Origin of the sequence: Lentzea nigeriaca, assembly GCF_016907955.1 — a bacterium.
GTDB classification, from domain to species: Bacteria; Actinomycetota; Actinomycetes; order Mycobacteriales; family Pseudonocardiaceae; genus Lentzea; species Lentzea nigeriaca.
In genome coordinates this window covers 182601-202845 of record NZ_JAFBCX010000011.1, presented here as the reverse complement: position 1 = coordinate 202845, position 20245 = coordinate 182601, and the positions used below count along the sequence as shown (strand labels likewise).

21 protein-coding genes are annotated in these 20245 nt (G+C 69.3%); 8 read left to right on the top strand and 13 right to left on the bottom strand.

Annotated features, from left to right (window positions below):
- Positions 1 to 2 precede the first annotated feature (2 nt).
- Positions 3 to 1163: an MFS transporter gene (locus JOD27_RS32475; protein ID WP_204766116.1), complete on the top strand. Its 1161-nt coding sequence runs from the start codon at positions 3 to 5 to the stop codon at positions 1161 to 1163.
- A gap of 13 nt (positions 1164 to 1176) precedes the next feature.
- On the opposite strand, the gene JOD27_RS32470 is transcribed toward JOD27_RS32475, so the two are convergent.
- Entirely contained in the window at positions 1177 to 2580 is a 1404-nt protein-coding gene (locus JOD27_RS32470; protein ID WP_372441766.1) for an LVIVD repeat-containing protein, read from the bottom strand.
- Between the two features lie 172 nt (positions 2581 to 2752).
- On the opposite strand from JOD27_RS32470, the gene JOD27_RS32465 reads away from it, so the two are divergent.
- Entirely contained in the window at positions 2753 to 3352 is a 600-nt protein-coding gene (locus JOD27_RS32465) for a DUF305 domain-containing protein (RefSeq protein ID WP_204766114.1), read from the top strand.
- A 72-nt stretch (positions 3353 to 3424) separates the two neighbouring features.
- Here the strand turns inward: JOD27_RS32465 and JOD27_RS32460 are convergent, their stop codons facing one another.
- A complete protein-coding gene (locus JOD27_RS32460) occupies positions 3425 to 3649 on the bottom strand; it encodes a hypothetical protein (protein ID WP_204766113.1) in 225 nt (74 codons plus the stop codon).
- Positions 3650 to 3690: 41 nt separating this feature from the next.
- Positions 3691 to 4017, bottom strand: a complete 327-nt coding sequence (locus JOD27_RS32455; RefSeq protein ID WP_204766112.1) for an antibiotic biosynthesis monooxygenase family protein — start codon at positions 4015 to 4017, stop codon at positions 3691 to 3693.
- Positions 4018 to 4096: 79 nt separating this feature from the next.
- Between JOD27_RS32455 and JOD27_RS32450 the strand changes: the two genes are divergently transcribed.
- Entirely contained in the window at positions 4097 to 4687 is a 591-nt protein-coding gene (locus JOD27_RS32450; protein WP_204766111.1) for a TetR/AcrR family transcriptional regulator, read from the top strand.
- On the opposite strand, the gene JOD27_RS32445 is transcribed toward JOD27_RS32450, so the two are convergent.
- The gene (locus JOD27_RS32445; RefSeq protein WP_204766110.1) at positions 4680 to 5498 is read right to left on the bottom strand and encodes an SDR family NAD(P)-dependent oxidoreductase; all 819 of its coding nucleotides are present in this window, start codon (positions 5496 to 5498) and stop codon (positions 4680 to 4682) included. The two genes, JOD27_RS32450 and JOD27_RS32445, sit on opposite strands and share 8 nt — an antisense overlap.
- Before the next feature lie 70 nt (positions 5499 to 5568).
- On the opposite strand from JOD27_RS32445, the gene JOD27_RS32440 reads away from it, so the two are divergent.
- From JOD27_RS32440 to JOD27_RS32420, 5 genes are read left to right on the top strand one after another with little or no spacing between them, the layout of a single operon-like run.
- Complete coding sequence (locus JOD27_RS32440) at positions 5569 to 6495, top strand: LysR family transcriptional regulator (RefSeq protein WP_204766109.1); 927 nt, start codon at positions 5569 to 5571, stop codon at positions 6493 to 6495.
- Between the two features lie 57 nt (positions 6496 to 6552).
- Complete coding sequence (locus JOD27_RS32435) at positions 6553 to 7446, top strand: ABC transporter ATP-binding protein (RefSeq protein ID WP_204766108.1); 894 nt, start codon at positions 6553 to 6555, stop codon at positions 7444 to 7446.
- Entirely contained in the window at positions 7430 to 8155 is a 726-nt protein-coding gene (locus tag JOD27_RS32430; protein ID WP_204766107.1) for an ABC transporter permease, read from the top strand. The genes JOD27_RS32435 and JOD27_RS32430 overlap by 17 nt, the downstream gene beginning before the upstream one ends.
- Before the next feature lie 9 nt (positions 8156 to 8164).
- Positions 8165 to 9319 carry a sensor histidine kinase gene (locus tag JOD27_RS32425; RefSeq protein WP_204766106.1) on the top strand — a complete coding sequence of 385 codons (1155 nt, stop codon included), beginning with the start codon at positions 8165 to 8167 and terminating at the stop codon, positions 9317 to 9319.
- Positions 9316 to 9939 carry a response regulator gene (locus JOD27_RS32420; protein ID WP_204766105.1) on the top strand — a complete coding sequence of 208 codons (624 nt, stop codon included), beginning with the start codon at positions 9316 to 9318 and terminating at the stop codon, positions 9937 to 9939. The genes JOD27_RS32425 and JOD27_RS32420 overlap by 4 nt, the downstream gene beginning before the upstream one ends.
- 162 nt (positions 9940 to 10101) lie before the next feature.
- On the opposite strand, the gene JOD27_RS32415 is transcribed toward JOD27_RS32420, so the two are convergent.
- The 9 genes from JOD27_RS32415 to JOD27_RS32375 all read right to left on the bottom strand — a co-directional run bounded on the left by JOD27_RS32415 (position 10102) and on the right by JOD27_RS32375 (position 20243).
- Positions 10102 to 11460 (bottom strand): hypothetical protein, encoded by a 1359-nt coding sequence (locus tag JOD27_RS32415; RefSeq protein WP_204766104.1) that lies wholly within the window; start codon positions 11458 to 11460, stop codon positions 10102 to 10104.
- Positions 11461 to 11481: 21 nt separating this feature from the next.
- Positions 11482 to 11850 carry an allophanate hydrolase-related protein gene (locus JOD27_RS32410; protein WP_204766103.1) on the bottom strand — a complete coding sequence of 123 codons (369 nt, stop codon included), beginning with the start codon at positions 11848 to 11850 and terminating at the stop codon, positions 11482 to 11484.
- 94 nt (positions 11851 to 11944) lie between these two features.
- Entirely contained in the window at positions 11945 to 12931 is a 987-nt protein-coding gene (locus tag JOD27_RS32405; protein ID WP_204766102.1) for an XdhC family protein, read from the bottom strand.
- A gap of 473 nt (positions 12932 to 13404) precedes the next feature.
- Complete coding sequence (locus tag JOD27_RS32400) at positions 13405 to 14808, bottom strand: NCS2 family permease (RefSeq protein WP_204766101.1); 1404 nt, start codon at positions 14806 to 14808, stop codon at positions 13405 to 13407.
- Positions 14809 to 14899: 91 nt separating this feature from the next.
- Entirely contained in the window at positions 14900 to 15361 is a 462-nt protein-coding gene (locus JOD27_RS32395; RefSeq protein WP_204766100.1) for a nucleoside deaminase, read from the bottom strand.
- 19 nt (positions 15362 to 15380) lie between these two features.
- Positions 15381 to 17567, bottom strand: coding sequence for a molybdopterin cofactor-binding domain-containing protein (locus tag JOD27_RS32390; protein ID WP_204766099.1), 2187 nt, complete (start codon positions 17565 to 17567; stop codon positions 15381 to 15383).
- Entirely contained in the window at positions 17564 to 18919 is a 1356-nt protein-coding gene (locus tag JOD27_RS32385; protein ID WP_204766098.1) for an 8-oxoguanine deaminase, read from the bottom strand. The genes JOD27_RS32390 and JOD27_RS32385 overlap by 4 nt, the downstream gene beginning before the upstream one ends.
- Positions 18916 to 19377: a (2Fe-2S)-binding protein gene (locus JOD27_RS32380; RefSeq protein WP_204766097.1), complete on the bottom strand. Its 462-nt coding sequence runs from the start codon at positions 19375 to 19377 to the stop codon at positions 18916 to 18918. The genes JOD27_RS32385 and JOD27_RS32380 overlap by 4 nt, the downstream gene beginning before the upstream one ends.
- Positions 19368 to 20243, bottom strand: coding sequence for an FAD binding domain-containing protein (locus tag JOD27_RS32375; RefSeq protein ID WP_204766096.1), 876 nt, complete (start codon positions 20241 to 20243; stop codon positions 19368 to 19370). Before JOD27_RS32375 ends, JOD27_RS32380 begins: the two co-directional genes overlap by 10 nt.
- Positions 20244 to 20245 lie beyond the last annotated feature (2 nt).

Below are 20245 nucleotides of genomic sequence, written 5' to 3'. Positions count from 1 at the left end.
AGATGACGATCTCCGCAGCCGGCTACCGCGATCTCGCCAACCGGGACGTGCTGGCCTGCGCCGTCGTGACCGTGGCGGCGAAGTTACCCATGTCCATGACGCCGCTGATGATGGTGTTCCTGACCAGGAACCTGCCGGGTGGCTACGTGCTCGCGGCGTCGTTGACCGCCGTCTACGTGCTGGGCGAGATCCTCGGCGCGGCACTGCTCGGCCTCCTGCTCGACCCGTCCCGGATGCGCGGCCAGCTCGCCGCCGGGCTCGTCGTCGGCGCCGGGGCGTTCACGACGCTGGCGTTGACGACCGACGTGACGGTGCTGGTGGTCGCGGCGTTCGTCGCGGGTGCCGGGCCGTCGACGACACCGGGCGGGCTGCGGGCGATGCTGCTCGGGCTGGTTCCGGACGCGTTGGTGCCCAAGGCGATGGGCTTCGACGCCATGATCACGCAGGTGGTGTGGGCGGTCGCGCCCGCGCTCGTCACGGTGCTGGCGTTGAGCGTCGACCGCCGGGCGCCCGTCGTGGTGTCGGTGTCCCTGATCGTCGTGGCGGCCTGGCTGGTGTTCATCCTGCCGCGCGGGCACGTGACCACTCGCGTCAACTCGGCGAAGGTGCGCGTGGTGGCGTCGGCGTGGCCGATCTACCTGGTGAGCGCGGCCGCGCTGGCGCAGCTCGCGGTCGCGGAACTGGTGCTGCCGGCGTTGCTGGAACATCGGGGGATCGGCATCGGCTGGACCGGACCGCTGCTCACGGGGTTCGCGGCGTGCAGTGCGCTGGGCGCGGTGTTGTACGGGCTGCGGCCGTGGCCGGGATCGTTGCGCACCCAGGGACTCGTGCTCCTGGTGATCACCGCGACCTGCGTCGGCGCGGTAGCGTTGTTCCCGAACCTGCCGGGCATCGCGGGCGCGTTGCTCGCAGCCGGGTTGTTCCAGTCCGGCGTGCTGGTGACGCGGAGTCTGGCGTTGCGCGAACGGCTTCCGGTCGGCGCGCACGCGGCCGGGTTCTCGATGATGTACGCGGTGACCGGCGCCGGATATGGCCTGACCGCTGTCGTCGCCGCGTGGGCGATGGACGTCGGCTCGCCGATCTGGGCGGCTTTCGGTGGTGTGGCGGTGACTTTGGTCCTGACAGCAGTCAGCGCGGCTGCCGAACGCCGGCAGCCGCGCTGATCAAGGCTTCTGGCTACCCGCGGTAGAAGTTGCCCTGGGTCTGCACGTTCAGCTCGTCCGTGCGGAAGAACTTCGCCACGAACGTGCGCGGGTCGCGCATGTCGATGACGTCGAAGCCGCGGCCCATCTCGGAGGAGTAGATGTAGCCGTTGTACCAGTACGTCGACCACGTACCGCCGCCCGCGCCGCCGGACATCGGGCCGTACTCGAAGAAGCCGATCTCACGCGGCTTGCTCGAGTTCGTGAAGTCCCACACCGAGACGCCGCCCTGGTACCAGGACTGGACCATGATGTCCTTGCCGGGCACCGGGATCAGCGAACCGTTGTGCGCGACGCAGTTCTCCGTGTCGGCCTGCATGCGCGGGATCTTGTAGTAGGACTTGAAGACCAGCTTGCGGTCCTTGCCCTTGCCCACGATGTCGTAGATGCCGTTGGCACCACGCGTCGGGCCGATCTTCTCGTTGCAGGTCGCGGCGCCACCGCCACCGAGCTCGTCGGTGAAGATGACCTTGGTGCCGCTGTTGTTGAACGTCGCCGAGTGCCAGAACGCGAAGTGCGCGTCGTCCTGCACCCGGTTGATCTCCACCAGGTTCTCCCGGTCGGAGATGTCCCACAGCACGCCGTCACCCATGCACGCGCCTGCCGCGAGGTCGAGCTGCGGGTAGACGGTGATGTCGTGGCAACCGCTGGTGGCGGAGGTGTAGCCGGTCTCGATCGTGCCGGAGCGGCCGGGGTTGCCGCCGTCCGGGAACAGCACCGGCGCCTTGAGCAGCGACGCCTGGGCCGGAGCCTTCAGCGGCACCTTGACGATCGAGATCTTGTCGTGCGGCGGCTGGCAGTCCGGGAACGTGGCGTTCGGCGAGTAGGACGAGACGTAGAGGTAGACGCTCTTGCGGTCCTTGGCCGGCACCAGAGTGTGGGTGTGCGAACCGCAGTCGGTCTCGACGGCCGCGACGTACTTCGGCGCGGTCTTGTCGCTGATGTCGAAGACCTTGATGCCCTCCCACGACTCCTTGATCGAGGCGGGCTGCGACACGCTGTTGCAGGAGTTGTCGCTGCGGGACGAGTCGGTCGACAGGAACAGCAGGTTCCCGTACACCGAGACGTCGTTCTGCGAGCCGGGGCAGAGGACCTGGCTCTTGACGGTCGGCTTCCTCGGGTTGCGGATGTCGTAGATCGTGAAGCCGTTGTAGTTGCCGACGAACGCGTAGTTGTCCTGGAACGCGATGTCGGTCTGCGTCGCGTCGAGCGGAGCCTGCTTGTCCAGGTGGCCGACCCGGACCATGTTGCGGCTACGGCTGATCTCGTTCTCGCCGGGAATGCCGCTGACACCTTCGGCCTGCGCTTCGAGCTGAGCCTCGGTCAGACCCGCGCCGTCGGCGGGAAGGTCGGGCTCGGCGAACGCGGGTGCCGTCAACGTTGACAGCGTCAGCGCGAGCGCCCCCAGAATTGCCAGCGGCGCTCTGCGTCGCTGGGCCGTTGCGCGTGCAGTCACAGCTTGTACCCCCTCAGTTACGGGTTGGTGAGGGGGAGTATGACCCTTTCGCCTTGCTAAGGGCCAGCACCTTTCGAAGGGTATTGTGCGCTTCATGCGTTCTGGGGTCGCGGTGATTGCGCTGGTAGTGGCTTTGGCAGGCTGCACGTCCCAACCGAAGGCGGCACCGATCATCGCGCCGGACACCCCCGGCGGCTCGGCGCCGACGATGTCGCCCTCCGACGCCTCCAGGGCCGTCCCGGCGCCGCCGAACGACGCTGACCGCCAGTACGTCGCGATGATGATCGTTCACCACGAACAGGCGCTCGCGATGACCCGGTTCGCGCCCGACCGCGCGGAGAACGCGACGGTGAAAGGCCTGGCAGACCGCATCCGGTACAGCCAGGAACCCGAGATCGGCGCCATGAAGCAGTGGCAGCGCACCTTCAACGCCATCGGCACGCACGGTGATCACGGGTCTATGCCCGGCATGGCGACGCAGGACCAGCTGAACGCGCTGGGCGCCGCGCGCGGCAAGGACTTCGACCGCATGTTCGTCGATCTGATGATCAAACACCACGAGGGCGCGATCAAGATGGCCACCGACGTGAAGAGTGCCGGGGTCAACGTTCAGGTCGAGGAGATGGCGGACGACGTGATCGCCGTGCAGGCCGACGAGATCAACCGGATGAAGGCCCTGCTGCCCACTCTGTGAGACGGCTGCGCGCCTTCGCGACATCGGCGTGGCGAAACCCGTACCGGCGGCCACCCCCGCTCAACGCGATCATCACGTCGATCTCGACGGCGAACCACCTGCTGCTCGCGTCGAAGCCGTGCAGTGGATGTCTTCGAACGCGTTGCCACGCCACAACGTGAGTGCCTCGGCGTTCCTGCCCTGGTCGCGCAGGGCACGGAAGTCCGGCAGGTCCGAGCTGGTGACGTGCGCGAGGTAGCCGCGGGTCGCGGCTCCGTCCGACGGCAGCGCGATCGGCTCCCCGCCGACCTTGACCACGAGAGCAGGAACCGGTCGTCCCCCATGCGGGGGAGCATCGCCTACTCGGTGCGCTGCTGGGGCAGCACCATGTCCTCGGCGTGCTGGAACGTCTCGACGGCGTTACCCGTGACGTGCCTGGCGATGCCGCGGTTGCGCTGGTGCGCCTCGCGGAACGAGTCGGAGGCGACCCAGGCGCGGAAGTGCTCCTCCGACTCGAACTCGTTGACCGACACGTACGGCTGGTCGTCGCGGGTCGGCTTGAGCAGCGTGCTGCGCAGCAGGCCGGGAACGCCGGGCAGGAACGTGCGCATGTTGCTGCGGAAGTGGGCCTCGAACTCCTCTGCCCGCTCGGCGGGGACGAAGAGGCGGTTCGTCGCGATGAACATGGGCCCTCCTTGATTCCGACGCTCTGTCGGGAACTATTCCAACACGCCGTCGGGAAATCAAGCGCGATACGATCCGGGTGTGCCGAGGATCAGCGCAGACACCGTGGCCGAGCACCGCGCCAACCGGTTGCGCGCCCTGCTGGACGCCGGGCGGGAGATCGTGGCGACCGAGGGAGCGGAGGCGCTGACGCTCGCGTCGCTCGCCAGACGGGTGGGACTGTCCCGGCCGAGCCTCTACGAGTACTTCCGGTCGCGTGAGGAACTGGTCGCCGCGATCGTGTCGGACGCGCTGCCGGAGTGGGCGGACAAGCTCGAGGACGCCGTCGACAGCGCCTCGTCCGTGCCCGAGAAGATCGAGGCCTACCTGCGCACCGAGCTGGCGATCATCACGGACGGCAGCCACGGAGCCGTGGTCGCGCTCTCCGCGCACACGTTGCCTGACGCGTCGCGCGAGCAGATCCGGGCCGAGCACGAACGGTTGCTGGCGCCGTTGGTCGGCGTCTTCAAGACCGCAGGGGTGCAGCACGCGCAGCTGCGGGCGATGCTCGTGCACGCCATGGTCGAGGCGACGTCGCGGATGATCACGCCGGGTCGCAACGAGCACAACGAGGCGGTCATCCAGACGTTGCTCGACCAGGTCGTGCACGGGCTGGATCAGCGCATCAGCTGAACGGGATCACCTCTCCGTGGCGGATCAGCTCGCCGTACTGCTCGGGTTTCACCGGATCGAGTGCGAGGTCCAGCACCGCGGTCGCGGCCTGTGCCGGTGTGGGGGCGGTGCTGACGTCCCACCACAGGGCGGACGTGGGGGTGTTGATCATTCCTGGGCACACGGAGGCGATCAGGATGCCGCGCTGTGCGTCCTCCTCGCGGCGTTGGTGTGCGAGCACGCGCACGGCGGCTACCTGGCCGACCTTCGACGGGATGTTGACGAACGCGGGCCACGCGCCGAAACGGCGGTCTTTCACGGCGTCGCGCCAGCGGGTGATCTGCTCGTCGATCTCGTCCAGTGTGGACGGTGTGGTGAACCCCTCGTGCAGGACCGGCGCCAGGTGGTGGAGGGTGCCGAGCGAGCTGGCGACGACGAGGAGCCTCCCGTTGTCCCGCAACAGGGGTGCGAACGCTCGCAGCAGTCTCGTCGTGCCGAAGTTGTTCACCTGGGTGTAGTGGTCGATGATCTCGCGCGGCTCGTCGTCGGGGCCTACGCGCATGACGGCGTTGCCGATGACGATGTCGATGCCGCCGTGGCGTTCCTTGATCTGGTCGGCAAGTCGTTGCGCCGCATGGGGGTCTGCGACGTCGAACAGTTCGCCGCGGACTCGCGCGCCGCCGCCGGGCATGGACTGGACGGCGGTCATGACGCGGTTCACGTCGCGACCGGTGAGGTAGACGGTGTCGGTGGGCTCGAGGTGCTGCGCAAGCCCTTCCGCCAGAGCGAGGCCGAGGCCCTGGGTGGCGCCGGTGATGAGTGCGACTGTCATGCCTCGACGTTATGCCGCTCCGAGGCATGCGAGTAGCGCAAGAACATCAGAGGGGGTATGCGTTGGTGTCATGGCTTTCACCGACGCGTCGCTGGTCGCTCTGCGGGTGTTTCGAGAAGTGGCCGAGCGTGGGACGTTGACAGCGGCGGCCACGGTGCTGGGCTACACGCAGTCCGCCGTGTCGCGGCAGATCGCGGCGCTGGAACGGGCGGCAGGGGCCGTGTTGCTGGAGCGGCGGCACGACGGGGTGCGGCTCACCGCGGCCGGGCGGCTCGTGTTGCGGCACGCGGCCGTCGTGGTCGATCAGGTGGATGCCGCGGCGCGGGAGTTGGCCGGGCTGCCTTCGGAGAACGAGAGCACGGTTCGGCTCGGGTGGTTCGCCACGGCCGGGGCGTGGCTGGTGCCTCGCGCGTTGGTGTCGTTGGGACGCTCTCATCCGTCTATCACCGTTGTCACGCGCGAGAGCAGTACGCCGGCGTTGGTACGTGCGCTGCGGGCGGGCACGTTGGACGTTGCGTTGATCGCTTCGTCGCCGCCGTTTCGTGCGCCTGACGATGAGACGCCCGCGTTGGAGGCGGAGGTTCTCGTCGAACGCAGTTTGCGGGTTGCGCTTCATGCCACGCACCCGTTGGCGCGCAACGACTTCATTGACATCGTCGATCTGCGGGGGCAACGGTGGATCGCCGGTACCGGTGACCAACTGGTGATGGGCGTGTGGCCGGGGCTCGACGAACGGCCTCGGGTCGCGCACACCGCCCGTGACTGGCTGGCGAAGCTGCAGTTCGTCGCCGCGGGGCTGGGGATCACGACGGTTCCCGCCTCACTCGAAGGGGTGGTGCCTGCCGGGGTGCGGGTGCTGCCCGTGCGGGGTGGGCCCTCCGAGCAGCGTCGCGTGCTGCTCGCGCGGCTGCCTGGGCCGATGTCGGAGCCGGTGGCGCGGCTGGCGGAGGCGTTGCGCGCCGCGGTGGTGGAGGGGTGGCATCAGCCGATCGGTTGATGGGGGTCCCGCTGCCCGATCGATGATCTTCGGCCCGCGTTCTCCGAGGCTGGACGCATGGCAATCATCGAAGTGCGCGACCTCGGCAAGAGGTACGGGCCTCGCGTCGCGGTGAACTCGGTGTCGTTCGACGTCGCCGAGGGGGAGATCTTCGGCATCCTGGGGCCGAACGGGGCGGGCAAGACGACGACCGTCGAGTGCGTGGCAGGGCTGCGGAAACCGGACCAGGGCAGTGTGTCCGTGCTCGGGCGGCCTCCCGCGTCGGTGCGGTCGGCGATCGGCGTGCAGCTGCAGGCGTCCGAGCTGCCGGAACGGATGCGGGTGGGGGAGGCGCTGTCGCTGTTCTCGTCGTTCTACCCGTCGCCCGCCGACTGGTCCGAGCGGCTCGGGCTCACGCCGCACCTGCGGGCGGAGTTCGGACGGCTGTCCGGAGGGTTGAAGCAGCGGTTGTCGATCGCGCTGGCGTTGATCGGGTCGCCGCGGGTGGCGATCCTCGACGAGCTGACGACGGGACTGGATCCGCAGGCGCGGCGGGACACGTGGTCGGTGGTCGAGCAGGTGCGGTCGGCGGGCGTGACGATTCTGCTGGTCACGCACTTCATGGAGGAGGCGGAGCGGCTCTGCGACCGGGTGGCGGTGTTCCGCGACGGACGCATCGCCGCGCTGGACACGCCGTCCGGGCTGGTGTCGCGTGTGGACGGTTCCTGTCGCGTCCGGTTCGTGCCTTCCGCTTTCTTGGACGTCGCGCTGCTGCAGGCGCTGCCGGAGGTCGCCGAGGTCTCTCAGGTGGGGGAGCAGATCGTCGTCAGCGGGGCGGAGAACCTGCTGCACGCGGTGACTTCTTTGCTGGCGCGCAAGCAGATCGTGGCGCGTGGGTTGCGCGTCGACCAGGTTTCGCTGGACGACGCCTACGTCGAGCTGACCGGGGGTCGTGATGTTGCGGATCATTGAGGTGGAAGCGCGGCTGTTCGTTCGTGATCGGCTGAACTCGTTGTTCGCCGTGGTGTTCCCCTGCCTGTTGCTGCTGGTGCTGGGGGCGGTTCCGGGCTTGCGGACGCCCTTGCCGGAGTTCGGCGGGCTGCGGTTCATCGACAGCTACCTGTCGTCGTTGGTGGTGTTCACCTTGGCGTTCATCGGGTTGCAGCGGGTGCCGACGGTCGTGGCGACGTATCGGGAGAAGGGTGTGCTGCGCCGGCTGGCCACGACACCCATGCACCCGGCGCGTCTGCTCGCGGGACAGATGGTGGTCAACTTCTGCGCGGCGATCTTGTCGGTGCTCCTCACTATCGTGGTGGCATACGTCGTTTTCGGCGTCGATCTGCCTCACCATCCACTCGGCCTGGCGTGTGCCGTGGTGCTGGGAGGGGCTGGGACGTTCGCGCTGGGTCTGGTGATAGCCGCACTGGCCCCGACCGCGCGGGCGGCCGGTGGCTGGGCGACGGCGGTGTTCATGCTGCTGATGTTCTTCGGCGGCGTGTACCTGCCGCGGTTCATGCTGCCCTCGGTGGTTCAGAAGATCGGCTCATACTCGCCTCCCGGTGTGGAGGCGGTGCAGCAGGCGTGGCTCGGCAGCACGCCGGATTGGAGGCATCTTGCGATCATGGGGCTGGTGAGCCTCGTGGCGGGTACCGTCGCGGCCAAAGCGTTCCGCTGGGAGTAGCTCGTGGACATGGCCGCGTTGGACAGGTGGGAGCGCAGACTCGCTTTCATCGCACACGTGATCCCGTACTTCGTGCTGACCGTGACGACGGTGATGTACTCGATCTTCACGGCGCACTCCGGTTCGGAGCGTCTGATCACGTACGGCGTTGTGGCGTTCGGCTACGCGTGGATGGCGTGGTGGTTCACGCTGCACCCCGCGTGGCGCGGCCGCGTGGAGCTCATGGCCGTGTTCGTCGGTGGCATGGTCGTCTTCTACGCGGTGCTGGGTATGCGCGAGCACTGGTTCGGCGCGGTGTCGTACGCGGTCTACATCTACGCGAGCGAACTCCTGCGCGGCCGCTGGATGTTCTTCGTGGTGGCGCTGACGGCCGCGCTGGCGACGCTGTCGCTGTTCGGCGGCTACCCACCCGCGGGCGAATCACCGGCCTTCTGGCTGCTGCTGATGGTGTTCGTCGTCGTGGCGTGCACCTTCACGTTCGTCGGCCACGTGACAACTGAACAAGCCCGGCTGCGCAAGGAGCTGCTGGAGGAGAACGAGGGCCTCCACGCCCAGCTGCTCGTGCAGGCGCACGAGGCGGGCGTGCAGGACGAGCGCCACCGTCTGGCCGGCGAGATCCACGACACGCTGGCCCAGGGCCTGACAGGCATCATCACGCAACTGTCGGCGGCGTCGGCCTCCGACTGGGAACGCCGCGTGTCGGTGGCCGCCGACCTGGCGCGCTCGAACCTGGCCGAGGCCCGCCGGTCGGTGCACGCGTTGCGCCCGCCCGCGCTCGACTCCGCGGCCCTGCCCGAGGCGCTCGACGAGGTGGCCTCGGGGTGGTCCACGGTGTACGGCGTGCCGGTGTCGGTCACGCTGACCGGCGCCGTGCGCGTGATGCACCCGGAGGTGGAGGTCGCGTTGCTGCGCACCGCCCAGGAAGCGCTTGCCAACGTGGCGAAGCACGCCTCGGCGTCCCGCGTGGGCCTGACCCTGTCGTACATGGAGGACGTGGTGACGCTGGACGTGCGCGACGACGGAGTGGGCTTCGACCTGACGCACCCGTCGTCGGGCTTCGGCCTGCCCGCGATGCGCCACCGGGTGCATCGCTTGTCCGGCGCGCTCTTCGTGGAGTCGGAGCCCGGTGCGGGAACGGCGATCTCGGCACGGGTGCCCGCGTGATCCGGCTGGTGATCGTCGACGACCACCCGGTCGTCCGCGACGGCCTGCGCGGCATGCTCGCGGCGCCGGACTTCGAGGTCGTGGGCGAAGCGGCGTCCGGCGACGAGGCGGTCGCCGTCGTCACGGCGTTGTCGCCCGACGTCGTGTTGATGGACCTGCGCATGCCGGGCTCCGACGGGCTGTCCGCGATCGAACGACTGCGCGGCCACCCGTGCCGCGTCCTGGTGCTCACGACCTACGACACCGATCGCGACGTGCTGCCCGCGATCAAGGCGGGCGCGACCGGCTATCTGTTGAAGGACACGCCGCGCGACCAGTTGCAGCGCGCCATCCGCGCCGCGCACGCGGGAGAGGCCGTGTTGTCGCCGGCGGTGGTGACGCGACTGCTGGGTCAGGTGCGGGAGCCCGTGCTGGAGCCGTTGTCGGCGCGGGAGGTGGAGGTGCTGGCGCTGGTCGCCAGGGGTTCCACCAACCGCGCGGTGGCGGCGGCGTTGTTCATCAGTGAGGCCACGGTGAAAACCCACCTGCTGCACGTCTACGCGAAGCTGGGCGTCTCGGACCGGGCGGCCGCAGTGGCGGTGGCGTACGAGCGCGGGCTGCTGCGCAGCCGGGAACGATGAATGCCGGGCCTGGTGGTGATCAGGCCCGGTGAGAGGCGGGTCCCCCGCGGCGGGGCCACTTCGGTCGGCCCCGCCGCCTGCGGCAACTCCCCCTTGCCACTCCCTCACCCCTCGTGAAGAAGGAGTAGGGTCTGGCGCCTGGGATACGAGATCTCCGCGGTATCACTCGTTCGGAGTAGTCCAGAGCTCGTCGACCAGGGTTTTCGCCAAGTCGGTGAGCTGCTGGCCGCCGAACCGCCCGATGCGCGTCCACGCGCCGAGGCTCACCTCGTAGACAGGGGTGTCCCATGCCTCGGGGTAGGTGAGGTAGCCGAGGAAATCGTTGGCGTACCCGACTGGCAGCACCGTGCGGTCGCCGCCCGACATCGCCTTCAGCTGGAAGCCCAGTTCCACGAACGGTTCGCCGGGAAGGCCGGCGAGGGCCAGTTCGCCGATGCGCAGCACCTGCACCTCGGCGTCGATGGGGTCGCTGCCGCGGTCGATGGCGACGAGGCTTTCCTCGGTTTCCTGCACCAGCTCCATGAGCTGGACGATCTCGGCCTTCGGGGCGCCGCGGTCGATGGCGTCGGCGAGCGCCTGCTGCCGTTCGACCAGCTCGGCCGCGAAGGGTGCCCGGTCAGGCAGCTCGCGGGAGTCGACCTGGATGGTGCGCTGGGCGGCGGTCACCGGTCCGGTGAGCTCGGTCTCTCCAGGGATAGCGAGCGCGGTCTCGGCGAGGTACATGCCCATGCGTTCGGTGTGGGCGAAAAGGTTGCGGATGACCTCGAAGTTCGGGTTGTTCTCCGCGTCGAACGTGTTCCCGTCCGTCAGCGGGTCGGGCGGCGGCGCCTGGTTGCCGGCCGCACCCTGCAGGAACAGCGCGGCTTCGCAGTTCGGTTCGTTGAGCTCAAGCAGCGCCGACGTGACGCCGGGGTAGTCGGCCGACGCGAACGGCTGCACCTGCACGTACACCGGGTGCGAGGTGAAGTGGTAGAAGACGGTGCTCCACTCGTCGCCCTGGAACCGCACGACGGTGACCTCGGGATCCTCCGGCGGGACGCCGGGGTAGACGTGGCCGTTGCGGTTGACGGCCAGCGTGCCGGGCGCCACCGCGCCTTTGCCGATCGTGGCGGTGACCGGTCGCCGGCTCTCGAACGCCTCACGCGCGGCCTGGACGATCCGGTCCCGGTACGTCTCCAGATAGGCCTGGTCGGGAAACGGCCGGGTGGCGGCCGTCTCCGCACTCGAGTGCGTGTGCGAGCTGGCGATCATCACGTGCGTGGGCGGCACACCGGTCTGCTGCTCGATGTGCTCGCGGACCTCCGCCGTGAAGTCGCGGCCGGGCCCGAGGATGTCGTTGTTGATGCCGAGCGCGTCGACGGCGATCACGATCACGGTTTCCCCGTTGGTGATCGCCGTGGCGCGCGCGTACAGCGGGTCGTGCACCCCGAGGAAGAAGGAATGCCGCGGCAGACCTCCCACGTACGGCGCCGTCGGCGGCGGCGTCACGTCTACTTTCGCCGAGCCGGCTTGGAATGGCATGGCCTCACCCCCGTGTGCGATTCACCCCTGCAAGTACCGGTTCCAGTCGCCCAGATGTGAGATGTCCGTGAGATCGCTCGAATGGAGGAACTCGTTCCTGAGTACGGTGGCGAGCGCGGCGCCGCCGTCCTCGAGCTCGATGACCCCGATCTCCAGCTCCGCCGGCTCGGCGGGAACCAGATGATCACGCAACACCGTGAGCGGCAGGTCGTACAGCTCGCCGACAACCTGCGCCGCGCCGGACGCGTGCATGGCGGGAAACTCGTCGCGCACGGAGAAGTAGCGGTACTTCGGCGCGCTCTTCACCCGGCCGAGCATCGGTGTGCCTTGGAGCTGGCCGTGAAGGGGCCCGCCCTGCATGCCGCCGCCGTTGAGGAAAATCAGTGCCATTTTCGTCCTGACCTCGGCTTTCGATAGGGCTCTTCGCTGCTGACTGTGCTCTGGCCTGCGGTTTCTCCTCGGGTGAACGGTCCGTTCACGCACCTCACGAAAATTCGCAGGAACCGATCGGGAGAGAATTTCGTTGCGCCAGAAGGAAGCGCGCGGGGGTGCGGCGCATCGCAGCCGCGGACGTGCGATGGATCGGAGAGGCGAGGTCGCTGAGCGGCAGCCCGCTCCCACCGTGCCGCAGTGCCACGAGCTCGGCCGCGATCGACACGGCCGTCTCCGCAGCCGTCCGCCCCCCGAGGTCAAGCCCGACAGGCGACCGCAGCCGCCCCAACGCCGCCTCGCCCACCCCGGCCTCCCGAAGCCGTTCGAGCCGCTCGGCATGCGTGCGCCGCGACCCCATCGCCCCCACAAAGGCGAGCGGCCGCCCCAGAGCCTCGACCAGCACGGGGATGTCGAACTTCGGATCGTGCGTCAGCACCACCACCGCGGTCCGAGCATCGGTGTAGGTGGCCGCGAGGTAGCGATGTGGCCAGTCGACGACAACGTCGTGCGCCGCGGGAAACCGCTCCGGCGTGGCAAAGATCGGCCGCGCGTCGCACACCGTGACGTGGTACCCGAGGAACCGCCCGATCTCGGCCACCGCGGCGGCGTGGTCGATGGCGCCGAACACCAACAACCGCGGCGCAGGCAACCAGCTCTCCGTGAACACCCGGCCCTCAGCCTCGAAGCGCACCGACACTGGGAGTCCGTCCACAGTGGCCCGCAGGGCGGCGCGCAAACCCGGGCTGTCGCGCTGCACCAGGACATCCACCGTGCCGCCACAGGTCAGCCCGACCGCGAAGGCCGTGTCGTCGGAGTACCCGAACGTCGCGAGCGCCGGCCGAGACGTCGCGAGCACCGTGCAGGCGAGGTCGTAGACCTCGGCCTCCACGCACCCGCCGGACACGCTGCCGATCACCTGGCCCGAGGGTCCGACGGCCATCGCGGCGCCGACGGGCCGCGGCGCGCTGCCGCGCACGGCCACCACCGAGGCGACCGCGAAGCGGTCCCAGGACAGCAGCGTCTCAGCCAGGTCGCGCATGAGGGGACCTCCGTTCGTGTGGGGACGTGATCAGCGGCCGCCGGCCGGGTCGGCGCCGAGGTGCATGGTGTGCCGGTCGGGTGGGTGCCGAGGTGCATGGTGTGCCGGTCGGGTGGGGGCCGAAGTGCACCGTGAGCCTCAGAGAAGCGGTCCGCGATCAAGTGACCGCTGATCGCGTCCGCGCCGAGGTGTTCGGTGTGCGGGTGGGTTGGGGTTCGTGCTCGGTGGCCGCTGATCGGGGGTCACAATGATCGGGGGCCACACCGAATACATGGTGAGTGCCAGCCTGTGGCTCGCGATCAGTGGCAGCTGACCGGTTCCGACGCGGACCGTGAGCATCGGGGCGAGGCCGTGATCAGTGGCCGCTGATCACGCCTACCCCGAGCTACACGTCGAGCCTCGAGGCGAGGTCCGTATCCGGTGGCCGCCGAGAACGGACCGCGCCGAGCTGCACCGCGAGCATCAGGACGACGTCAGCGACCGCTGATCAGGTCCACCCCGAAGTACACGGTGAACATCAGAGCGAGCCCCGTCATCAGCCAGCCCGGCCACCGCCCCTTGCAGATGCGCAGCACCACATAGGACACCAGGCCGGCACCGATGCCGTTGGTGATCGAGTAGGTGAACGGGATGATCGCCACGGTGAGGAACACCGGGATGGTGAAGTCGGTGTCCTGCCAGGGGATCCGGCGGATCTGGGTCATCATCAGGCCGCCGATCACCACCAGGGCCGGGGCCGCTGCCTGCGCGGGCACCACGGTGGCCAGCGGAGTGAACAGCAGTGCCACCAGGAACAGACCGCCGGTGACCACGGAGGCCAGGCCGGTTCGGGCGCCTTCGCCAACGCCCGCGGCCGACTCCAGGAACACCGTGTTCGGGGCTGAGCCCGTTACGCCACCGGCGATGGCGCCCGCGCCGTCGACCATGAGGATTTTGCCCATGCCCTCCACGCGGCCGTCGTGGGAGAGGCCTGCCTCGTCGGCTACCGAGGTGATGGTGCCCATGGCGTCGAAGAAGCCGGAGAGGACCAGGGTGAACAGGAAGATCGTCGCGGCGATCACGCCTGCCGAGACGAAGCCGCCGAACAGGTCCACGCGGCCGAACAGGCCGAAGTCGGGGGAGCCGACCACGGACGAAGGCAGTGACGGCGTTACGAGGCCCCAGCCCTTGATCGTGAACAGCGAGTTCACCGTGATCGCGACCACGGTGGCCACGACGATGCTGATCAGCACGGCGCCGGGGACGCCGCGGGCCAGCAGGACGATCATCAACAACAGGCCCAGGCAGAAGATCACGATCGGCCAGCCGCTGAGGTGGCCGTCCACGCCCATGCGCACCGGGACCGTGGAGCCGACGGCGTCGGGAGTGCGCGTCACGAAGCCGGCGGAGACCAGTCCCACCAGGGCGATGTAGAGGCCGATGCCCACGGTGATCGCGATCTTCAACGGTGTGGGGATCGCGTTGATGATGCGTTCGCGGACGCCGGAGACGGCCATCACCACGATGCACAGGCCCTCGAGCACCACCAGGCCGAATGCCTGCGCCCACGTCATGGCCGGCGCCATCTGGAAGGCCACCACGCCGTTGACGCCCAGGCCGGCGGCGAGCGCGAGGGGCGCGTTGCCCACCAGTCCCATCAGGACGGTCATCACGCCTGCGGCCAGTGCGGTCGCGGTGGTGATCTCGGCGATGGTGAGCTTGGCGCCGGTGATGTCGGCGGACGCGCCCAGGATCAACGGGTTCAGGAGCACGATGTAGGACATCGCGACGAACGTCGTGATGCCGCCGCGCACTTCGCGGCCCAGGGTGCTGCCGCGTTCGGTGATGCGGAAGAACTGGTCGAGGGCAGACGACTGCCGGGTTCGTAACTGGGTCATGGACGGCCTTTCCCATGCCGGTGGGCGCGTTCCTACGCCGGAACGCGTTTAAGCAATGCAGGCTCCGGTCAGCGATTCAGGCTTTTGGCCGTCAGTAGTCGATACGGGTCGCGAGCGACAACCACGCGGTGAACGGGGCGTTGTCCTCGCCGGTGGAGATCTGGTGCACGGGCAGGTCCCAGTCGATGCGGGGCTTGCTGAACAGGTCGTAGAACTCGCGGTCGTCGAAGCCGGCAGCGGCCGCGTCGTGGCGGTCGGCGGCGTAGACGACCCTGTCCACCCGCGCCCAGAGCGCGGCCGACAGGCACAGCGGGCACGGCTCGCACGAGGAGATCAGCGTGCAGCCGGTCAGCCGGAAGTCGCCGAGGGCCTGGCAGGCCGCGCGGATGGCGACCACCTCGGCGTGGGCGGTGGGGTCCAGGGTGGGTGTCACCTGGTTGACGCCGGTGGCGATGACCGCGCCGTCGCGGACGATCATCGCGCCGAACGGGCCGCCGCCGGAGGCCACGTTGCGGGTGGCCAGGTCGATGGTGGCGAGCAGATGTGCGTTCACAGCAGGAAACTCCAGAAACTCAGGTACCGGTGAGGTGTTCCGGGCGGACCGGGACGCGGGTGAGCGCCAGGCCGGTCGCCGCGCGGATCGCCGCCACGATCGCCGGGGTGGACGAGATGGTGGGCGGTTCGCCTACGCCGCGGATGCCGTACGGGGCGTGGGGATCGGCCAGCTCGAGCACGTCGATGCTCATCGGCGGCATGTCGAGCACGGTGGGGATGAGGTAGTCGGTGAACGACGGGTTGCGCACCTTGCCGCCGGAGGTCTGGATCTCCTCCATCACCGCGAGGCCCAGGCCCTGGGCGGAACCGCCCTGGATCTGGCCCACCACGGCCTGCGGGTTCAGCGCGCGGCCGACGTCCTGCGCGCAGTCCAGGGCGACGACGCGCACCAGACCCAGTTCGACGTCCACGTCGACGACGGCGCGGTGTGCGGCGAAGCCGTACTGGACGTGCGCGTTGCCTTGGCCTGTAACGGGATCCAACGCCTCGGTCGCGCGGTGGCGCCACTCGACGGTCTCGTCGATCACTTCGGAACCGATGTCGACTCGACCGTCCAAACGCGACCGAACCGCCGCGCACGCTGCCTTCACGGCACCGCCGGTCACGTACGTCTGGCGCGACGCGGAGGTGGAGCCGCCGTTGCCGATCGTGGTGTCCATGGGCAGCACGGTCACGCGCTCGATGCCGAGCTCGGTCCGCACGATCTGCTGCATGATCGTCACCAGGCCCTGTCCGACCTCGCACGCGGCGGTGTGGACCGCGGCGGCCAGCGAGCCGTTGACCATCGACACCCGCACGCGGGCGGTCGAGTAGTCGTCGTAGCCCTCGGAGAAGCAGATGTTCTTGATGCCGACGGCATAGCCGACGCCGCGCACGACGCCTTCGCCGTGGGTCGTGTTGGACACGCCACCCGGCAGTTCGCGGATGTCCGACGACGTTCCGGCGGGCAACGGCTTGTCCTGCACCAGCTTCAGCAGCTGGGCGACGGGAGCGGCCGAGTCGACCACCTGGCCGGTCGGCATCACGGAACCCTCGGTCATCGCGTTGCGGACCCGCACGTCGACCGGTGACATGCCGAGCGCATCGGCCAGCTTGTCCATTTGGGACTCGTAGGCGAAACCCGCCTGCACAGCACCGAATCCGCGCATCGCACCGCACGGTGGGTTGTTCGTGTAGAGGCCGTAACAGTCGATCGTCACGTTGTCGACCTCGTACGGGCCGACGCCCAGAGTCGCCGCGTTGGCCACGACGGCGGGGGTCGAGGAGGCGTAAGCACCCCCGTCCAGGTAGATCCGCGCCTTGACGTACACCAGCTTGCCGGTGTGGTCGGCGCCGTGCTCGTAGTACAGCACGGCCGGGTGCCGGTGGACGTGCCCGTAGAACGACTCTTCGCGGTTGTAGACCATCTTCACCGGCTTGCCGGTGTGCAGCGCCAGCAGGCACGCGTGCACCTGCATCGACAGGTCCTCACGGCCGCCGAACGCACCACCGACGCCGGACAGCGTCAGCCGTACCTTCTCCTCCGGCAGACCCAGCGCGGAGGCCACCTGCGCGCGGTCGACGTGCAGCCACTGCGTCGCGATGTACAGGTCGACCGAACCGTCGGCAGCCGGCACCGCGAGCCCGGACTCCGGGCCGAGGAACGCCTGGTCCTGCATGCCGACCTCGTACCGGCCGGAGACCACGACGTCGGCCTGGAGGTCCTGCGCGCCACGCCGGATCGGTACGTGCCGCACCAGGTTCCCGCCGGGGTGCAACGGAGCGGAGTCCGCCGCGGTCTCCATGTCCACCACGGGTTCCAGCACGTCGTAGGCCACGACGATCTTCTTCATGGCCCGCAGCGCGGTCTCCGGGTGGTCGGCACCGACCAGCGCGACCGGTTCACCCTGGTAGCGCACGACGTCGACGGCCAGCACCGGCTGATCCTTGTGCTCCAGCCCGTACTGGTTGCGGCCCGGCACGTCCGAGTGCGTCAGCACCGCGTACACCCCCGGCACCTTCAACGCCTCGGTCAGGTCGACCGACACGATCCGCGCGTAGGGGTGCGGCGAGCGCAGGGTCGCGCCCCAGATCATGTCCTCGTGCCACAGGTCCGACGCGTAGGCGAACTCGCCGCGCACCTTCAGGTTGCCGTCTGGGCGTTGCGGCGACGTCCCGATGCCACCCGACACCGCGGAGGTCAGTTCGGCGGGAGTGAGGGTCATCGCGCATCCTCCTGAAGCTTCCGACTGGCGGCCGAGAGATCACGCGCCAGTTCGTCGGTCGACGCCGTCAGCAGGACCCCGTCCCGCACGACGACCTCGCCGCCCACGATCAACAGTTTCAGCGGTGGCGGAGTGCCGAGCACCAGTGCGGCCACCGGGTCCGCGATCCCCGCGTAGTCCATTCCGGACAGGTCCCACACCGCGAGGTCCGCCACCTTGCCCGGCTCGATCGAGCCCAGGGAGTCCGCACGGCCCAGGCACTGAGCGCCGCCCATCGTCGCCATCCACAATGCCTGCCGGACGTTCAGGGAACGCGGCCCGCCCCGCTGACGCGCCTGGTGAAGGGCCGCCCGCAGCTCGACGACCAGCCCACCGTCCTCATTGGACGCGGCACCGTCGACGCCGAGACCCACCGGCGCTCCCGCGTCCAGCAGGTCGCGCACCGGCGCGGTCCCGGTGCCCAACCGACCGTTGGACGTCGGGCAGTGCGCGGACCCCGTCGAGGTCGCTCCGAGCCGCTTCACCGCGTCGGACGACAGGTGCACGGTGTGCGCGAGCCACACGTCCGAACCCAGCCAGCCGAGCTGCTCGGCGTACTCGGTCGGCGTGCAGCCGTTCTCCGCCAGGCACTGCTCTTCCTCGTCGAGTGTCTCGGCGAGATGCGTGTGCAGCCGAACACCGTGGCGGCGCGCCAAAGAGGCGGCCCCGGTCATCAGCTCACGCGACACCGAGAACGGCGAACAAGGCCCGACGGCCACGCGCACGAGAGCATCAGGGTCGGTCGAGTGGTGGTCGCCGATCGCCTGCTCGGTCGCGATCAACGCGGCCTCGGTGTCCTCGACCAGGTTGTCCGGCGGCAACCCGCCGTGCGACTGCCCCCGGTCCATCGACCCGCGGATCGCCTCCAGCCGGATCCCGATCCGCCGCCCCGCCGACACCAGCGCGTTGAACACGTCACCGCCACCGGACGGGAAGACGTAGTGGTGGTCAGCGGCCAAGGTGCAGCCGGTCAACGCCAACCGAGCCAGACCGGCCGACGCCGCGGCGTGCGTGACCGTGTCGTCCAGCCCGCGCCACACCGGGTACAGCGTGGTCAGCCACTCGAAGAGCGTCGCGTCCTGCGCCAGCCCCCGTGTCGCCCACTGGTAGAGGTGGTGATGCGTGTTGATCAGCCCCGGCGTGACCAGGCACGACGACGCGTCGACGTAGGTGTGCGACTCGTGGGGCCGAGGCGCGGGACCCGAACCGACCGACGCGATCCGGCCGTCGGCGGACACCACCACGTGCCCGGACGCGTGCTCGGTACCGGCCTGATCCACAGTGGACACCGCACAGCGGTCAAGAACGATCATCGGCGCGACGCCGCCAATCGCACGGCGTCCAGGATCTTCTCGTACCCCGTGCACCGGCACAGGTTCCCGGCGAGCGCCTCGCGGATCTCCGGGTCGGACGGCGACGGCACGCGGTTCAGCAGGTCGTGCGCCGCGACGACGAGACCGGGCGTGCAGAACCCGCACTGCACCGCGCCCGCCTCGACGAACGCCTCCTGCACCGGGTCCAGCCGATCACCGTCGGCGAGCCCCTCGACCGTCCGCACGGAACGGTCGTGCGCCTGCCCGGCCGCGACCAGGCACGCGCACACCGGCACGTCGTCCAGGTAGACCGTGCAGGACCCGCACTCGCCCTGCTCGCAGGCGTTCTTCGAACCGGGCAGCCCGAGCCGCTCGCGCAGCATGAACAGCAGCGACTCGCCTTCCCACACGTCGTCGGCCTGGCGCTGCTCGCCGTTGACCGTCACGTTCACGCGCATGCGTGCTCACCGCCACCATTCTTTTGGCCAAGGAGTTCCTGCCAGGCCCAGCCCAGAGTCCTGCGAGCCATCACTGCCAGAGCGTGCTTGCGGTACGCCGCCGACCCGCGCACGTCGTCGATCGGTGACGCGGCGCGCGACACCAGTTCGCCGAACTCGCGCTTCACCGAGTCCAGCAACGGCTTCGGCGACGCGAAGTCCAGCGTGGAAGCCAGGAACTCCTCGGCATCCACAGCCCTGCGCGGCGTCGGCGCGGCGGATCCGACGGCGGCGCCGGCCCGGTTCTCCTCGGGGAACAGCGAGATCGCGAACGAGCAGACCGCGATCACCATCGCGTTGCGCGTGCCGACCTTGGAGAACTGTTGTGGCCCCTTGGCAGGCGCCAGGTGCACCGCCACGATCAGTTCGTCCGGTTCCAGGGCGTTGCGCTTGACGCCGACGTAGAACTCGTCAGCCGGGATCATGCGAGTCCCGCGCACGGAGGCCACCTCGATGACCGCGTCGGACGCCAGCAGCACCGGGTGCGTGTCTCCTGCGGGGGAGGCCGCGCCGAGGTTGCCGCCGACGGTGCCCCGGTTGCGGATCTGCGGCGACCCGACGGTGCGCGAGGCCATCGCGAGGCCGGGGAGCTGTGCGCCCAGCTCGTCGATGATCCGCACGTACGGCACGCCCGACCCGATCCGCAGCCCGTCGGACCACTCGCGGAGCTCGGGAATGCGGGTGAGGTCGAGCAGCGCGGCGGGGCGGCGGTGGTCGAAGTTCAGCTCCACCATGACGTCCGTGCCACCGGCGATCGGCACGGCGTCCGGCCGGGCGGCCTTCAGCTCCAACGCCTCCGCAAGCGTTTCCGGTCGAAGGAAGTCCATCG

Bases quoted from the DNA above. Each gene is read 5' to 3' on its own strand.
- JOD27_RS32475 (WP_204766116.1), top strand. From the start codon at position 3: ATGACGATCTCCGCAGCCGGCTACCGCGATCTCGCCAACCGGGACGTG.
- JOD27_RS32465 (WP_204766114.1), top strand. From the start codon at position 2,753: ATGCGTTCTGGGGTCGCGGTGATTGCGCTGGTAGTGGCTTTGGCAGGC.
- JOD27_RS32455 (WP_204766112.1), bottom strand. From the start codon at position 4,017: ATGTTCATCGCGACGAACCGCCTCTTCGTCCCCGCCGAGCGGGCAGAG.
- JOD27_RS32445 (WP_204766110.1), bottom strand. From the start codon at position 5,498: ATGACAGTCGCACTCATCACCGGCGCCACCCAGGGCCTCGGCCTCGCT.
- JOD27_RS32440 (WP_204766109.1), top strand. From the start codon at position 5,569: ATGGCTTTCACCGACGCGTCGCTGGTCGCTCTGCGGGTGTTTCGAGAA.
- JOD27_RS32435 (WP_204766108.1), top strand. From the start codon at position 6,553: ATGGCAATCATCGAAGTGCGCGACCTCGGCAAGAGGTACGGGCCTCGC.
- JOD27_RS32430 (WP_204766107.1), top strand. From the start codon at position 7,430: ATGTTGCGGATCATTGAGGTGGAAGCGCGGCTGTTCGTTCGTGATCGG.
- JOD27_RS32425 (WP_204766106.1), top strand. From the start codon at position 8,165: ATGGCCGCGTTGGACAGGTGGGAGCGCAGACTCGCTTTCATCGCACAC.
- JOD27_RS32415 (WP_204766104.1), bottom strand. From the start codon at position 11,460: ATGCCATTCCAAGCCGGCTCGGCGAAAGTAGACGTGACGCCGCCGCCG.
- JOD27_RS32410 (WP_204766103.1), bottom strand. From the start codon at position 11,850: ATGGCACTGATTTTCCTCAACGGCGGCGGCATGCAGGGCGGGCCCCTT.
- JOD27_RS32405 (WP_204766102.1), bottom strand. From the start codon at position 12,931: ATGCGCGACCTGGCTGAGACGCTGCTGTCCTGGGACCGCTTCGCGGTC.
- JOD27_RS32400 (WP_204766101.1), bottom strand. From the start codon at position 14,808: ATGACCCAGTTACGAACCCGGCAGTCGTCTGCCCTCGACCAGTTCTTC.
- JOD27_RS32390 (WP_204766099.1), bottom strand. From the start codon at position 17,567: ATGACCCTCACTCCCGCCGAACTGACCTCCGCGGTGTCGGGTGGCATC.
- JOD27_RS32385 (WP_204766098.1), bottom strand. From the start codon at position 18,919: ATGATCGTTCTTGACCGCTGTGCGGTGTCCACTGTGGATCAGGCCGGT.
- JOD27_RS32380 (WP_204766097.1), bottom strand. From the start codon at position 19,377: ATGCGCGTGAACGTGACGGTCAACGGCGAGCAGCGCCAGGCCGACGAC.
- JOD27_RS32375 (WP_204766096.1), bottom strand. From the start codon at position 20,243: ATGGACTTCCTTCGACCGGAAACGCTTGCGGAGGCGTTGGAGCTGAAG.